This is a genomic window from Actinomadura sp. 9N215, assembly GCF_044326345.1.
GTDB lineage: Bacteria > Actinomycetota > Actinomycetes > Streptosporangiales > Streptosporangiaceae > Spirillospora.
Genome location: NZ_JBIRBA010000008.1, coordinates 56036 through 70329, shown reverse-complemented (window position 1 = coordinate 70329; position 14294 = coordinate 56036). Strand labels below are relative to the sequence as shown.

At 71.7% G+C, this 14294-nt stretch carries 15 protein-coding genes; 6 read left to right on the top strand and 9 right to left on the bottom strand.

Translation table 11 applies throughout. The annotated features are described in order from the left end of the window. Positions 1 to 100: 100 nt before the first annotated feature. Positions 101 to 436 carry a cytidine deaminase gene (locus tag ACH34T_RS15565; RefSeq protein WP_395992813.1) on the top strand — a complete coding sequence of 112 codons (336 nt, stop codon included), beginning with the start codon at positions 101 to 103 and terminating at the stop codon, positions 434 to 436. 143 nt (positions 437 to 579) lie between these two features. On the opposite strand, the gene ACH34T_RS15560 is transcribed toward ACH34T_RS15565, so the two are convergent. The 4 genes from ACH34T_RS15560 to ACH34T_RS15545 all read right to left on the bottom strand — a co-directional run bounded on the left by ACH34T_RS15560 (position 580) and on the right by ACH34T_RS15545 (position 4055). Further along, positions 580 to 1920 (bottom strand): hemolysin family protein, encoded by a 1341-nt coding sequence (locus tag ACH34T_RS15560; RefSeq protein ID WP_395992812.1) that lies wholly within the window; start codon positions 1918 to 1920, stop codon positions 580 to 582. Next, positions 1920 to 2396: an rRNA maturation RNase YbeY gene (ybeY, locus tag ACH34T_RS15555; protein ID WP_395992811.1), complete on the bottom strand. Its 477-nt coding sequence runs from the start codon at positions 2394 to 2396 to the stop codon at positions 1920 to 1922. The genes ACH34T_RS15560 and ybeY overlap by 1 nt, the downstream gene beginning before the upstream one ends. Beyond that, positions 2396 to 3484 (bottom strand): PhoH family protein, encoded by a 1089-nt coding sequence (locus tag ACH34T_RS15550; protein ID WP_395992810.1) that lies wholly within the window; start codon positions 3482 to 3484, stop codon positions 2396 to 2398. Before ACH34T_RS15550 ends, ybeY begins: the two co-directional genes overlap by 1 nt. Positions 3485 to 3710: 226 nt before the next feature. After that, positions 3711 to 4055, bottom strand: coding sequence for a histidine triad nucleotide-binding protein (locus ACH34T_RS15545; RefSeq protein WP_395992809.1), 345 nt, complete (start codon positions 4053 to 4055; stop codon positions 3711 to 3713). Positions 4056 to 4408: 353 nt separating this feature from the next. Here ACH34T_RS15545 and ACH34T_RS15540 point away from each other — a divergent pair, with 353 nt between their 5' ends. Next, complete coding sequence (locus tag ACH34T_RS15540) at positions 4409 to 4996, top strand: SigE family RNA polymerase sigma factor (protein ID WP_395993035.1); 588 nt, start codon at positions 4409 to 4411, stop codon at positions 4994 to 4996. Then, entirely contained in the window at positions 4993 to 5697 is a 705-nt protein-coding gene (locus ACH34T_RS15535; RefSeq protein WP_395992808.1) for a hypothetical protein, read from the top strand. The genes ACH34T_RS15540 and ACH34T_RS15535 overlap by 4 nt, the downstream gene beginning before the upstream one ends. A gap of 59 nt (positions 5698 to 5756) precedes the next feature. Here the strand turns inward: ACH34T_RS15535 and ACH34T_RS15530 are convergent, their stop codons facing one another. From ACH34T_RS15530 to hrcA, 3 genes are all read right to left on the bottom strand, one after another. Continuing rightward, on the bottom strand, positions 5757 to 6488 hold the full coding sequence (locus ACH34T_RS15530) for a 16S rRNA (uracil(1498)-N(3))-methyltransferase (protein ID WP_395992807.1): 732 nt from the start codon (positions 6486 to 6488) through the stop codon (positions 5757 to 5759). A gap of 74 nt (positions 6489 to 6562) precedes the next feature. Then, positions 6563 to 7696 (bottom strand): molecular chaperone DnaJ, encoded by a 1134-nt coding sequence (dnaJ, locus tag ACH34T_RS15525; protein WP_395992806.1) that lies wholly within the window; start codon positions 7694 to 7696, stop codon positions 6563 to 6565. Next, positions 7697 to 8710, bottom strand: a complete 1014-nt coding sequence (hrcA, locus tag ACH34T_RS15520) for a heat-inducible transcriptional repressor HrcA (RefSeq protein WP_395992805.1) — start codon at positions 8708 to 8710, stop codon at positions 7697 to 7699. Positions 8711 to 8995: 285 nt separating this feature from the next. Here hrcA and ACH34T_RS15515 point away from each other — a divergent pair, with 285 nt between their 5' ends. Continuing rightward, a complete protein-coding gene (locus ACH34T_RS15515) occupies positions 8996 to 9808 on the top strand; it encodes a DUF3097 domain-containing protein (protein ID WP_395992804.1) in 813 nt (270 codons plus the stop codon). A 258-nt stretch (positions 9809 to 10066) separates the two neighbouring features. Here ACH34T_RS15515 and hemW read toward each other — a convergent pair whose 3' ends face one another. Continuing rightward, the gene (gene hemW / locus ACH34T_RS15510; protein WP_395992803.1) at positions 10067 to 11278 is read right to left on the bottom strand and encodes a radical SAM family heme chaperone HemW; all 1212 of its coding nucleotides are present in this window, start codon (positions 11276 to 11278) and stop codon (positions 10067 to 10069) included. 50 nt (positions 11279 to 11328) lie between these two features. Beyond that, positions 11329 to 11769, bottom strand: coding sequence for a hypothetical protein (locus tag ACH34T_RS15505; RefSeq protein ID WP_395992802.1), 441 nt, complete (start codon positions 11767 to 11769; stop codon positions 11329 to 11331). Positions 11770 to 12144: 375 nt separating this feature from the next. Between ACH34T_RS15505 and ACH34T_RS15500 the strand changes: the two genes are divergently transcribed. Continuing rightward, positions 12145 to 13548 (top strand): hypothetical protein, encoded by a 1404-nt coding sequence (locus ACH34T_RS15500; RefSeq protein ID WP_395992801.1) that lies wholly within the window; start codon positions 12145 to 12147, stop codon positions 13546 to 13548. Positions 13549 to 13785: 237 nt separating this feature from the next. Beyond that, positions 13786 to 14286, top strand: a complete 501-nt coding sequence (locus ACH34T_RS15495) for a DUF4870 domain-containing protein (RefSeq protein WP_395992800.1) — start codon at positions 13786 to 13788, stop codon at positions 14284 to 14286. Positions 14287 to 14294 lie beyond the last annotated feature (8 nt).

The window sequence follows — 14294 nt, the reverse complement described above, 5'->3', positions numbered from 1 at the left end:
ACAGCACTGTCCGACCGTCCCGAGGATCGCGCGCCGCTCTTGCCACCCACTTGCCACTCACTTGCGAGGCGCCACCCGCGCTGCCCGTACGCTTGGGGACGTGACCGAGCTGAACGCCGAGGACGCGAAGATCATCACCCTGGCCAGGTCGGCGAGGGCCCGTACGGACGCCGCCGAGGGCGCCGCCGTGCGCGACGAGACGGGCCGCACCTACGCCGCCACGAGCGTCGACCTGCCGTCCCTCAAGATTTCGGCCCTCAAGGTGGCCGTGGCGATGGCCGTGTCCAGCGGCGCCGAAGACCTGGAGGCCGCCGCCGTCGTGACCCGGGCCGACGCCCCGGACCCGTCCGACGTCACCGCCGTCCGCGACCTCGGCCCCCAGGCCCCCGTCCTGATAGCCGCCCCGAACGGCACCCTCAAAAAGACCCTCGACTAGGAAATCCTGGACGAGCCAGATCCACCTTTCGTGGACCGGACCTCAGCCGGGGCCACGGGTCGTGCGGCCGGAGGCGCCCAGCGCCGGAGGTCGCACGGCCCGCCGAGCCGGGCGACCGCAGCGCCACGACACCACCCGCACGGTCACGACGAACCCGAGCCGTGGCGTGAGGATCGACCGGCTCGTGACGGGGGGTCCGGGGGGTCGCCCACCCGGACTAGCACAGTGCCTACGCGGTTGCGGCGGCCCGCTATCGTCTCGGCCTTCATGGACAGGACGGGGCCGCCGTCGCCGGTGCCGACCTCGGCGGTGGAGCCCTCGATCGGGACGCGGCCGAGCGCATGGGCGAGCAGGCCGCCGACGGTCTCGACCTCCTCGACGTCCATCTCGACGTCGAACAGCTCGGCGAGGTCCTCGACGGGGAGGCGCGCGGTGACGCGGGCGGCGCCGTCGGACAGCCAGGTGACCGGCGGGGTCTCCCGGTCATACTCGTCGGTGATCTCGCCGACGATCTCCTCCAGGATGTCCTCGATGGTGACGAGGCCCGCGGTGCCGCCGTACTCGTCGATGACGATCGCCTGGTGGATGCGGCGGGCCTGCATCTCGCGGAGCAGCTCGTCGATCGGCTTGCTGTCCGGCACGTACGTCGCGGGCCGCATGACGGAGTCGACCGTCTCCGTCGCCTCGCCCTCGCGGTGCTCCTGGCTGCGGCGGACGACGTCCTTCAGGTAGGCGATGCCGACGACGTCGTCCTCGTTCTCGCCCACGACGGGAATACGGGAGAAGCCGCTGCGCAGCGCCAGCGACATCGCCTGCCGGAGCGTCTTGCCGCGCTCGATGAACACGATGTCGGTGCGCGGCACCATCACCTCGCGGACGAGGGTGTCGCCCAGCTCGAACACCGAGTGGATCATCTCCCGCTCGTCGGGCTCGATCAGGCTGCGCTGCTCGGCGAGGTCGACCAGGTCGCGCAGCTCCGCCTCGGACGCGAACGGCCCCTCCCGGAACCCCTTGCCCGGAGTGAGGGCGTTGCCGAGCAGGATCAGCAGGCGCGGCAGCGGCCCGAACACCCGCGTCACGGGGTGGATCACGGCGGCGCCCGCCAGCGCGACCCGGTCGGCGTGCTGGATGCCGAGCGTGCGGGGCCCGACCCCGATCACCACATAGCTCACCACGATCATGATCGCGGCGGCGGTGACGTAGGCGCGCCACGTCTCGTCCAGCCAGGAGATGCACAGGTCGGCGACGATCACGGTGGCGACCAGCTCGCAGCCGATGCGCAGCAGCAGCACCATGTTGACGTAGCGGGCCGGGTCGGCGACGACCTCGGCCAGCCTCTTCGCCCCGCGCCGCCCCTCCCGGACGACCTCCTCGACGGTGACGCGGGACACCCGCGCGAGCGCCGCCTCCGCGCCGGCCAGCAGGCCCGCCATGAGGACCAGGCCCACCGCGAGGGCCGACAGCCACGCCTGCGCGGTGCTCATCACCTGCCGCGTTTCTCCCGCCAGGAGGTCAGGAGCTCGGCCTGCAGGCCGAACATCTCCTTGTGCTCCTCCGGCTCGGCGTGGTCGTAGCCGAGGAGGTGCAGGATGCCGTGCGCGCACAGCAGCTCCAGCTCGTCCTCGGTGCTGTGCCCGGCCTCGCGCGCCTGCTTCTCGGCGACCGCCGGGCACAGGACGACGTCGCCGAGCAGCCCCGGGTCGGCCTCGCCGTCCTCGTCGGCGCCGCCGGACAGGTGGCCGGGGCGCAGCTCGTCCATCGGGAACGACAGCACGTCGGTGGGGCCGGGCTCGTCCATCCACTTCTCGTGCAGCTCGGCCATCGCGGCCTCGTCGACCAGCAGCACCGACAGCTCCGCGAGCGGATGGACGCGCATGCCGTCCAGGACGTGCCGGGACAGCCCCGCGATGGTCTTCTCGTCGACCGGGACGCCCGACTCGTTCAGCACCTCGATGCTCACTACCGCCTCCGCTTGCGGGACCCGCCCCGGGCCGCCGCGCCCTGCTTGATCTGCGGGACGCGCGACTCGTCGTAGCGGTTGTAGGCGTCGACGATGTCGGTGACCAGCCGGTGCCGGACGACGTCGCGGCTGTCGAGCCGGCAGAAGTGGATGTCCTCGACGCCGTCGAGGATGTCCTGGACGACGCGCAGGCCGCTGAGCTGCCCGTTCGGCAGGTCGACCTGGGTGACGTCGCCGGTCACCACGACCTTCGAGCCGAACCCGAGCCGGGTGAGGAACATCTTCATCTGCTCGGGCGAGGTGTTCTGCGCCTCGTCCAGGATGATGAACGAGTCGTTGAGCGTCCGCCCGCGCATGTAGGCGAGGGGGGCGACCTCGATGGTGCCGGCGGCCATCAGGCGCGGGATCGAGTCGGGGTCGACCATGTCGTGCAGCGCGTCGTACAGCGGCCGCAGGTACGGGTCGATCTTCTCGTAGAGCGTTCCCGGCAGGAACCCGAGCCGCTCCCCCGCCTCCACGGCGGGGCGCGTCAGGATGATCCGGTTGACGTCCTTGTCCTGCAGCGCGCGGACGGCCTTGGCCATTGCCAGGTACGTCTTGCCCGTACCGGCGGGGCCGATCCCGAACACGATCGTGTGCTTGTCGATCGCGTCGACGTAGCGGCGCTGGTTCAGGGTCTTCGGGCGGATCGTCCGGCCGCGGCTGGACAGCACGTCCAGCGTGAGGACCTCGGCGGGACGCGCGCCGGACTCGCCGCGCAGCATCGCCAGGCTGCGCTCGACGGCGTCCGGGGTGAGCTGCGTGCCGCCCTTCAGCAGTTCGAGCATCTCGGTGAACAGCCGCGAGACCAGGTCGGTCTCGGTCTCCGGGCCGGTCACGGTGATCTCGTTGCCGCGGACGTGGATGTCGATGTCGTCGCCGAACGCGTGCTCGATCGCGTGGAGCAGCTCGTCCCGGGAGCCGAGCAGGCTCACCATCGAATGGTCGTCCGGCACCACGATCTTGATCTGGGAGTGCGGGCCGCCCCGGTCGCCGCGTCCCGTCCGGGTGGAGGTGGGGGTTGACCTCGTGTGAGTTGATTCGACCATCAGCCGGGCCTTACGGCCTCTCTGACCTGCCTTCTGTCTGCTCCGGGTGTCCAGGTGTGTCGGTTCCATCGTACTGGCCGCCCCCGACACGACGCGGATGGATTTTCCGCGTGGCGGGGACGTCGTCCGCCGGGAGGGACGGCGAGTACGGAACACGCCGGTCAGGGCAGGCGACGAGCAGGGCCAGGGAGCAAGGGGGGAAACGAGGGCGAGGACGGCGGCGGCCTCAGCCGGGCGGCCAGTTCAGGCCACGCCCGCCGAGAACGTGCGCGTGCACGTGGAACACGGTCTGGCCGGCCTGCGCGCCGGTGTTGAACACGACCCGGTATCCGCTCTCGGCGATGCCGTCGTCGACGGCGACCTGGTGGGCCTCGCGCACCAGCTCGGCGAGGAGCTCGGCGTCCGACGCGGCGAGCTCACCGACCGTCGGATGGTGGTCACGCGGGATGACCAGCACGTGCGTCGGCGCCTGCGGGTTGATGTCGCGGAACGCCACCGCGCCCGCCGACTCGCGGACGATCTTCGCGGGCACGTCCCCGGAAACGATCTTGCAGAACAGGCAGTCCGTCACTGTGTCTCCCCTCGCAGGCGGCCGTATCCCCTCGCAGACGCACCGTGACCGCGCCGGAATCCTATCGAGACCATCGCGGGCATGGCCGCACCGTCGCGTACTGGATAGGGTTTCAGCCGATCAACCTTCCGTGGCGGGCGGCAGGACGACCGCCCAGTGGTTAAGGTTGTCACCTCAAGGCGTACCCCCCGGTTCGCGGCGTCTGGCGACAGGCCTGAGGCTTGGCGGCAGGCACTGCGGCGCGCCTGGACCGGGCACGGAAGCGCCCGGTCCACGCCGCTCCGCAGAACCGTCCGAATGGACGGCCGGGGGACGGCAAAGGCGGCGGATAGGTGACCGAGGCAAACCAGGACATGCCCTTTCGTAAACCGGGCGACGAGGGTACGCGTCCCACTGACGTGACCGAGACCCTCGTGGCCAGGGGCACGGCGGGCGCGGTGGCCGTCGCCTGGGACGCCGACCAGGCGGTGACGGCGCTCTACAGCGCCAACTACCGCTCGCTGGTGCGGCTCGCAGCCATGCTCGTCCGGGACGCGGGGACGGCCGAGGAGGTCGTCCAGGACGCGTTCGTCGCGATGCACGGCGGCTGGCGGCGCCTGCGCGACCCGGACAAGGCCCTGTCCTACCTGCGCCAGTCAGTGGTCAACCGGTCGCGATCGGTGCTCCGGCACCGCGCCGTCGTCGAGAAGTACGCCCCGAAGGGCCTGCCCGACGCGCCGAGCGCGGAGGCCGGGGCGATCGGGGAGCTGGAACGCTCGGCGGTCATCGACGCGCTGTCCCGGCTGCCCGCCCGCCAGCGGGAGGCGCTCGTCCTGCGCTACTACGCCGACCTGTCCGAAGCGGAGATCGCCAACTCCATGGGCATCTCCCGCGGCGCCGTGAAAAGCCACACGGCGCGTGGTATGACCGCGCTACGCAACGTCCTGGAGCAATTCTCATGACCACCGACCCCGACGACGAGCACGGCGAGATCCTCCGCCGCGCCCTGCACGCGGAGGCGGAGACGGTCAACCCGGCAGGCGACGGCCTGGAGCACATCCGGGCTCGCATCACCGACGGCAACGGCCGCCGTTTCGGTCTCGGCCGGTTCGGCCTCGCCCGCTACGGGCTCGGCTTCGACCGGTTCACCGTCAACTGGGCGCGTCCCGTCCTCGCCGTGGCGGCCGCCGTGGTGATCGCCGGGCTGGGCGTGACCGCGCCGCAGACCTTCGACTTCATCCAGCAGTCGGTCGGCAACAACGGGCCGGCCGACGGCGGGCAGAACCCCGGCGACGGGGAGCGCACCGGCGCGGGCGGCGACCCGCAGTTCCCCGACCCGTCGTCCCCGGGCGGCGACCCGTCGGGCGACCCGAGCGCCTCGGCGTCGCCCAGCGCCACCACCTCGCAGGGGATATCGGCCTGCCGCATCCCGCGGCCGCCGCAGGGCACCCCCACCGCGTCCGCCTCGCCGGGCGCTGAGACCACGCCCGTGCCGTCGACCACGCCGTGCCCGGGCCAGTCGCCGTCGGAGACGCCGACCACGTCGCCGACGCCGACGACGTCCACCCCGGACCCGGACCCCACCGACGAGCCGACGCCGTCCGTCACGGACGAGTCCGCGCGGACCTCCGGGCAGGACACCGGTTCCGCGGGCGGCTCCTGACGGACGGCGCGTCGGCCCGCCCTCACCGACTCCCCGCCCTCACCGGCGGACTCGCGGTTTCACCAGCGGCCGGTCTTCGCCAGGAGGACGGCGGCCGCCGCCACCCCGGCCGTCGACGTCCGCAGCACGGTCGGCCCGAGCCGGGTGGGACGCCCGCCCGCCCCGGCGAGGCGCTCAAGCTCCTCCTCCGTGATCCCGCCCTCGGGACCCACCACGACCACGATGTCGCCCTCCGCGGGCGGCTCCACGGCGCTGAGGGGCGCGTCGGCGTCCTCGTGCAGCACGAGCGCGAGGGACGCCGCGGCGACCCGTCCGGCCACGTCACCGGTGGACGCCAGCCCGGCGACCTCCGGGAGGCGGCTGCGCCGCGCCTGCTTGCCGGCCTCGCGGGCGGCGCCGCGCCAGCGTCCGAGGGCCTTCTCGCGGCGCTCGGGACGCCACTGCGTGACGCACCGCGCCGCCGACCACGGGACGATCTCGTCCACGCCGGCCTCGGTCATCGTCTCGACGGCCAGCTCGCCCCTGTCGCCCTTCGGGAGCGCCTGGACGACCACGATGCGGGGCGAGGGCGGCGGCTGCCGGCGCCGGGCCAGCACGTCCAGCGTGAGGGACGCGCGGCCCGCGTCGGCTACGACGCATTCGGCGAGGAGGCCCGCGCCGTCGGTGAGGTCGACGCGCTCGCCGGGCCGCAGCCGCCGCACCGTCGCGGCGTGCCGCCCCTCGGGGCCGTCGAGGACGACGCTGCCGCGTTCCAGCGCGTCCGTCGCGGCGAGGAACACCGGCGGGCTCATGCGCGCCCCACCCCCTAGTCACCACGCTCCGAGGTGCCGCGGCGGCCTTCCTCGTAGGCCGCCGCCGCTGCTCTTCAGTGCTGGTTGAAGACGTCCTTGAGGCGGGAGAACATGCCGCGCTGCCCCGGCGCGAACTTGCCCGGCGGACGTTCCTCGCCGCGCAGCGCGGCGAGCTGCCGCAGCAGTTCCTCCTGCTCCTCGTCGAGCCGGTTCGGCGTCTCCACGTTCACGTGGATCATCAGGTCGCCGCGCCCGCTCTCGTTGAGGTGCCGGACGCCCCGGTTGTACAGCGTGATGACCTGCCCGGACTGCGTGCCTGGCTTGATGTCGATGCTCTCGGCGGCGTCCAGGGTCTCGATGGTGACGCTGGTGCCGAGCGCCGCCGCCGTCATCGGGATCTCGACCGTGCAGTGCAGGTCGTCGCCCTCCCGCTCGAAGATCGCGTGCGGCTTCTCCACGATCTCCAGGAACAGGTCGCCCGGCGGGCCGCCGCCCGGGCCGACCTCGCCCTCCCCGGCGAGCTGGATGTGGATGCCGTTCTCCACGCCCGCCGGGATCTTGACCTTGACGGTCCGGCGGGTGCGGACGCGGCCGTCGCCCGAGCACTCGGGGCACGGGTTGCGGATCACCGAGCCGAACCCACCGCACGCCGGGCACGGCCGGGCCGTCATGACCTGGCCGAGGAACGACCGCTGGACCTGCTGCACCTCGCCGCGGCCGTGGCACGTCTCGCACGTGTCCGGGTGGGTGCCGGGCGCGCAGCCCGACCCGTCGCAGCCGGTGCAGGCGACGGCCGTGTCGATGGACAGCTCCCGGGTCGTGCCGAAGGCGGTCTCGTTCAGGTCGAGCTCCACCCGCAGCGTCGCGTTCCGGCCGCGCCGCGCCCGCGACCGGGGGCCGCGCGCCGTCGCCGTCCCGAAGAACGCGTCCATGATGTCGCTGAACGGGAACCCGGCGCCGCCGAAGCCGCCCGCGCCCGCCCCGCCGCCGGGGGCGAACGGGTCCGCGCCCAGGTCGTACATCTCCCGCTTCTTCGGGTCGGAGAGGACCTCGTACGCCTGGGTGATCTCCTTGAACCTGTCCTGGGTCTCCGGATCCGGGTTGACGTCCGGGTGGAGCTCCCGCGCGAGCCGGCGATAGGCCCTCTTGACCTCGTCGGCGCTGGCGTCCCGCCGGACGCCCAGGGTCGCGTAATAGTCGTTGGCCACTTACGACCCCGCCAGGATCTGTCCCACGTAGCGTGCCACTGCCCGTACCGCTCCCATCGTGCTGGGGTAATCCATGCGTGTAGGCCCGAGCACTCCCAGCCGGGCCAGGGTGAGGTCGCCCACGCCGTAGTCGGCGGCGACGACCGAGGTCGACCGGAGCCCCAGATCGGGGTTCTCGGTGCCGATCCGCACCGTAACTTTAGAGGAGTCGCCCGTCTCGCCGAGCAGCCGCATCAGCACCACCTGCTCTTCGAGCGCCACGAGAACCTCCCTCAGGCTCGCCGAGAAGTCCACCGCGGCGAGGTTGGCCGCACCGGCGAAGACGATCTTCTCCTCGTGCTTCTCGACGAGCGTCTCCAGCAGCACCGACAGCACCGCCGCCGCGAGCGGCCGCTCGTCCGGGCCCACCTTGTCGGGCAGGTCCGCGACCGCGGTCGGCACGTCGCCGAGGCCCAGCCCGTCGAGGCACGTGTTGAGCAACGCCCGCAGGTGCCCGATGGATTCCTCCGACACCGAGCCGCCGGACTCGATGACCCGCTGCTCCACCCGTCCGGTGTTGGTGATCAGGACGAGCAGCAGCCGTCCCTCGGCGACCGGGACCAGCTCCACGTGCCGCACCGACGAGCGCGTCAGCGACGGGTACTGCACGACGGCGACCTGCCGGGTGAGCTGCGCGAGCAGCCGCACCGTCCGGCCGACGACGTCGTCGAGGTCGTACGCGCCGGACAGGAACGTCTCGATCGCGCGGCGCTCCGCGATCGACAGCGGCTTGATCGTGGACAGCCGGTCGACGAACAGCCGGTAGCCCTTGTCGGTGGGGACGCGTCCGGCGCTGGTGTGCGGCTGGGTGATGTACCCCTGCTCCTCCAGCACCGCCATGTCGTTGCGGATGGTGGCCGGGGACACGCCGAGGTTGTGCCGGTCCGCCAGGGCCTTCGAGCCCACCGGCTCGTTGGTGGAGACGAAGTCCTCCACGATGGCGCGCAGGACCGCGAGCTTCCGGTCGTCCAGCACCTGGTCACCTCCTTCGTCCCGCCGGGCCCGTGCCGCCGGCGCCCCCACGCCGCTGGCACTCCTTACTCCCGAGTGCCAAGTGTACGGCCCGGAGACCCCACTCTGGAGTGCCCGCGGGTGCTCGCCGCACGGCTGCGCGATCCTATCCGTTCCGGACACGGCCTCCCATTCCCGTAGGACGCGCCCGCCCCGGAAACGGAGGACCCCGGCGATCGCCGGACGCGCCACGCCGAGGGACGAGGGACGACGCCGGGTGGACGCCTCGCCGGGTTAATGTGCGGACCCGTGCGGAGTAAGAAATACGGAAACGACGTGCTGGCCGGCGACTGGCGCAGGCCCCGGAAGGGCCAGATCCCGGAGGTCCCGGCCGAACCGGGGCTGGTCGCCGAGGACCCCGACAGTGGCTTCTGCGGCGCCGTCGTCGGCTGCGACAAGTTCGGCGTCACCCTGGAGGACCGGTTCGGCAAGCGGCGGGTGTTCCCGCTGACCAAGTCCGGTTTCCTCATCGACGGCAAGCCCGTCACGCTCGTCCGGCCCAGCGCGGCGCCCAGCGGGCCGATGCGGTCCGCGTCCGGCTCCGTGGCCGTCCAAGGGCTGCGGGCTCAGGTGGCCAAGGAGAGCCGCATCTACGTGGAGGGCGTCCACGACGCCGAGCTGGTCGAGAAGATCTGGGGCCACGACCTGCGGGTCGAGGGCGTCGTCGTGGAGTACCTCGAAGGCGTGGACGACCTGCCCGCCATCGTCGAGGAGTTCGGCCCGGACGACGACCGCCGCCTCGGCGTCCTCGTCGACCATCTCGTGCCCGGCTCCAAGGAGTCCCGGATCGCGGCGCGGATCTCGTCGCCGCACGTCCTGGTCACCGGGCATCCGTTCATCGACATCTGGGAGGCCGTCAAGCCCGCGTCGGTCGGCATCCGCGCCTGGCCGCGCGTCCCGCGCGGCATCCCGTGGAAGGAAGGCGTGGTCGCCGAGCTCGGCTGGGACGACGACACGGGCGCGGCGTGGAAACGCATCCTGGGGTCGGTCAACACCTACACGGACCTGGAGCCTGCGCTCCTAGGCCGCGTGGAAGAACTCATAGATTTCGTGACGTGTTAGCCCAGGGGGGCGACCCCCTGGAACCCCCGTCAGCGGGCGGTGAACCGTTTCCCGAGCCGCTGGCGCGTCTCGGGAAACGGTCCTCCGCCCGTCGGGTCGTGCGACCTCCGGCGCTGGGCGCCTCCGGCCGCACGACCCGTGGCCCCGGCTGGGGTTTGGTCCAAGTCCTGTCCTGAGGATTGGTCCAAGTCCGGTTCTGGAGTTGGTCCAAGTCCGGTTCTGGGGTTGGTCCAGGTCCGGTTCTGGGGTTGGTCCGGGTCAGGTCAGGGCGCGGACGACGGCGTCGGCTAGGAGGCGTCCGTGCAGGGTGAGTACTGCCCGGCCTTGTTCGTAGGGGGTGGGTTCGAGTAGGCCGTCGTCGATCGCTCTGCGGGTGGCCTTGTCGTCCAGCAGGGTGGTGGGGCAACCCTTGGCGAGTCGCAGTTCCAGCATGATGCGTTCGATGCGCCGGTCGTCGTCGTCCAGGACCTCACGGGCGTGTGCGGGGCTTCTGGCTTCGGCGAGGCGGGCAGCGTAGGCGGCGGGGTGTTTGACGTTCCACCAGCGGGTGCCGCCGACGTGGCTGTGCGCGCCCGGCCCGACGCCCCACCAGTCGGCTCCCGTCCAATACAGCATGTTGTGGCGGCAGACGGCGGTGGGATCGGCGGCCCAGTTGGAGATCTCGTACCAGTGCAGGCCTTGCGCGGTCAGCAGCTCGTCCGCGATGAGGTAGCGGTCGGCCATGGCGTCGTCGTCGGGCGCCGTCAGTTCGCCGCGCCGCACTTGCGCGGCCAGGCGCGTGCCGTCCTCGACGATGAGCGCGTACGCCGACACGTGGTCGGGCTCCGTGTTCAGAGCGGCTTCCAGGGAGGCCCGCCAGTCGTCGTCGGTCTCTCCTGGCGTCCCGTAGATGAGGTCGAGGTTGATGTGCTCGAACCCTGCCCTGCGCGTCCACTCGACCACCTGCGGGACGCGTCCCGGCGTATGCGCCCGTTCCAGGACGGCCAGGACGTGCTCGCGCGCGCTCTGCATGCCGTACGAGACGCGCGTGAAACCGACTTCCCGCAGCCGGCCCACGTACCTTTCGTCCACCGACTCCGGGTTGGCTTCAGTCGTGACCTCCGCGCCCGGTGCCAGCCCGAACTCCGCGTCGATGGCGGCCAGGACGCGCCCCAGATCGTCGGGCGGCAACAGCGTCGGAGTGCCGCCGCCTACGAAAACCGTCTCGACGGGCAGGTCCACGTCGTCGCCCAGCACCCGCCGGGCCATCCGTACCTCCGCGATGGCAGTTTCGGCGTACGAGTCGCGGCTCGCCCCCGGCCCGAGCTCCGTCGCCGTGTACGTGTTGAAATCGCAGTACCCGCAGCGCGTCACACAGAACGGCACGTGCACGTAGAAGGCGAACGGCCGCGTCCCAAGGCCTTCGAGGGCGCGGCTGGGCAGCGCACCGTCCGCGGGTACGGGTTCGCCGTCAGGAAGCGTCGAGGGCACGCCTCAAGTCTGCCCTGCCTACGCGGCTGCCTGGGCCGGGTGGGGGCCGGTCAGGCGTCGCTGAGCTTCTCGCGGAGCCACTTGGGGATGTGATCGTCCGAGCGGGGAAAGCGGTCGAGGTCCATGGCGTAGGCGGACGACGTGAGAGGCGGCGTGAAGTCGGGCTCGCCGTCGTAGTCGAACTCGGCGCTGAAGCGGCCCGAGCGCTCGACCTGGAGCCGGGCCGTGAACCAGGCGCCCTTGCCGTCGCGGTACATGACGCGGCGCAGCTCGTCCATCTTCCCGACGGCCTGACCGGGCGGCATGGCGGTGCGGCGCTCGCCGTCCTGGCCCTCGACCTCCAGGGACGCGCTGTCGATCCCGACCGTCGCGCGGAACTCGAAGTCGAGCCGCTCCCATCCGGACGGGGCGGCGGACCGCAGCGCGCGGACGGCGCCGTTCACCGTCTCCCGCTCCTTCGCAGAACGCAGTACCTGCTCGGGGTCGGTCACACTGCCTCCGGAGATCGGCCATGTCTGTGATCGGCACAGTCGGTTGATCGGCACGGTACCCGCCCGACCGTACCGACGTGTACCGTGCTCCCGGCGTTTCTCTCCTCCTTCGGCCCTGGCGGGCCTCCATCGTCAAGAAACGCGGTGCGATCGCTGCATCGCTCCGACTCGCCTGGCGGCTCGCTGCGCGATCAGGTTTCTCGCAAGCTCGAAACCTGCCTCCGGACGCGATCGCGACGATCGAGGTCGTCGCATGGTTGCGGTGGCGGTCGCGGTCGGCGCGTCAGTGATCAGCGTGCCGGGCGCGGAGGAATGCATGACCTATCAACACGGCCGTCACCGGGACGCAATGCGGGCGGTCTAGCTTCGCTGATCATGAGAAGCCGTGCGCGTCATGCCGTGTTCGCGTTGACCGGCGCCGCTCTGGTCGGCGCTCCACTCGTTCTCTCCGCCTCCCCCGCGTCCGCCCAGGCCGGCGGCGTGATCAACGTCCATCGCGGCGGGCCCGCGAAGTCGCTGCGGTTCACCGCACCGCGGGACGGGGAGGCCGTGATCTCCTTCGCCGCCGCCGCACCGGGCGTCTCCTGGGCCCGGAAGGGCGCGGAGTCCGCCGTCGTGTCGATCTCGGTGGACGGACGCCACGTGACCGACCTCGTCGTCCCGTCGTCCGAGCCGGTGTCCCGGAGCCTCGGCCTCGGGCAGGTGCGGTCCGGCAAGCACGAGGTGACGCTGCGGTTCGCGAAGGGCAGCGCGCCCGACGCCCGCCGTGTCACGCTCCGGAGCGCCCGCGTACGGGTGCCGGAGGCCGACGCGGTCGCGCTGCGCCACGCGCCCATCGTCGTCGGACGGACGGGATGGCCGCTCGGCGACCCGTACCAGAACGCCGCCACCGACACCCCGCTCGTCGCCTGGCACGAGACGCGGCCCGCCGCCGCGCCCGGCCACCGGATCATCGAGTACTCGGTGATCTGGAGCAACGAGGACGGCGGCACCGACTCGCCCGCGCTGATGGCCCGCTGGGGCCGGACGACCGACATCGAATGGATCTACCGCGTCGAGGTGGACGAGTCCGGGAAGCGCGTCGACGACACCGCCGTCTACCAGGCTCCGGCGCACATGACGCTCAAGTTCCGGGGACGCCACGAAGGCGACCATCCGGTGCTGCAGACCTGCACGTCCAACAACAACATGTGCGACGTGATCTCACCGGGCGCGCCGCTGCGCTTCCTCCTCGACGCCTCCAGGACGCGCCCGGACGGACGCGCCCGCGAGGTCGTCATGGACCGCGAGCCGTGGACGTACCGGATCGCGGCACAGGAGATGGCCCGCGAAGGGAAGATCGAGAAGCCGTCCGACCCGGCGACACGCGAGGTCGGCGACCAGCGCACCTACCTCTTCGTCGAGTTCGCCAAGAAGACGGGCGCCCCGACAGGGTCCGGTTCGGTTCCGGGCGTGGCGCTCGGCGTCCGGCTCAAGCGCGACCCGTCGACGCTCTACCGCTCCGACCACGACCAGCCGACCTGGTCGATCGACCGGGACGGCGCCGTCGCCACCACCGTCGAACTGCCGGAAGGGACGACGGTCTCCGATATCGCGTCGATCGAGGCTCTTCGCCGTCCGACCGGGGCCGGGGACAATGGCGCACCGGCCACGGTCACGTCCATCAACCGAGGGTTCTTCCTGGACGACGCATATCTGCCGCAGCCTTCGTCCGTCGAATGGAAGGGTTCGGTGACGGTCACGCGGGACGAGCCGTCCGCCGTGGTGTGGCGTCCCTGACCCTTCCCTCGGCATCCGGCCCGTGGCGTGAAACGGCTATGGGCCGGGTGTAGGCGGGAACCCTTGCGAACTCCGGGCGCGTCCAAGGAGTCATACACTTCTGCCAATAGGTCGCACAGCGAACGCGTAGCGAACTAGGAGAGGACGTCCGCCATGGCCTACGGGCCTCCCCCGTCGCCCGGCCACGGGCAGCAGCCCGAACGGCAACAGCAGGCCCCCTGGCAACAGCCCGGAAACATGTGGCAGCAACCTCAGCAGCCACAACATCAGCCCCCGCCGCAGCAGCCCCCGTACCAGCAGCCCGGAGGGGGCCAGCCCGGTGGCCCGGGCCCCTGGCAGCAGCAGCCCCAGCAACCTCAGCAGCCGCTGGGCGGTCACACCGCCCAGCTGCCCGGCCACTTCGGTCCCGTCACCGACGACGAGCGAACGTGGTCGCTCATGGCGTACGTGGGCCAGTTCCTCGTCAGCGCCATCGCACCGGCGGTCGTCTACGTCGGCAAGGCACGCTCGCCCTTCGCGCGCAAGCACGCGGTACAGGGCCTCAACATGAGCCTGGCCGCCATCGCCGTCTGGTTCGTCTTCGGACTGCTGTCGCTGGCCGTCGAGCTGCTCATCTGGGTGCCGCTGCTCTTCACGGCCGTCGTGATGTTCTTCCTCGTCTACGCCGGACGGGCCGCCAACCGCGGCGAGTTCCGCCGCGTCCCGTCCGCCGTGGCCTGGCCCCTGCTGAAGAAATAGACCCGACG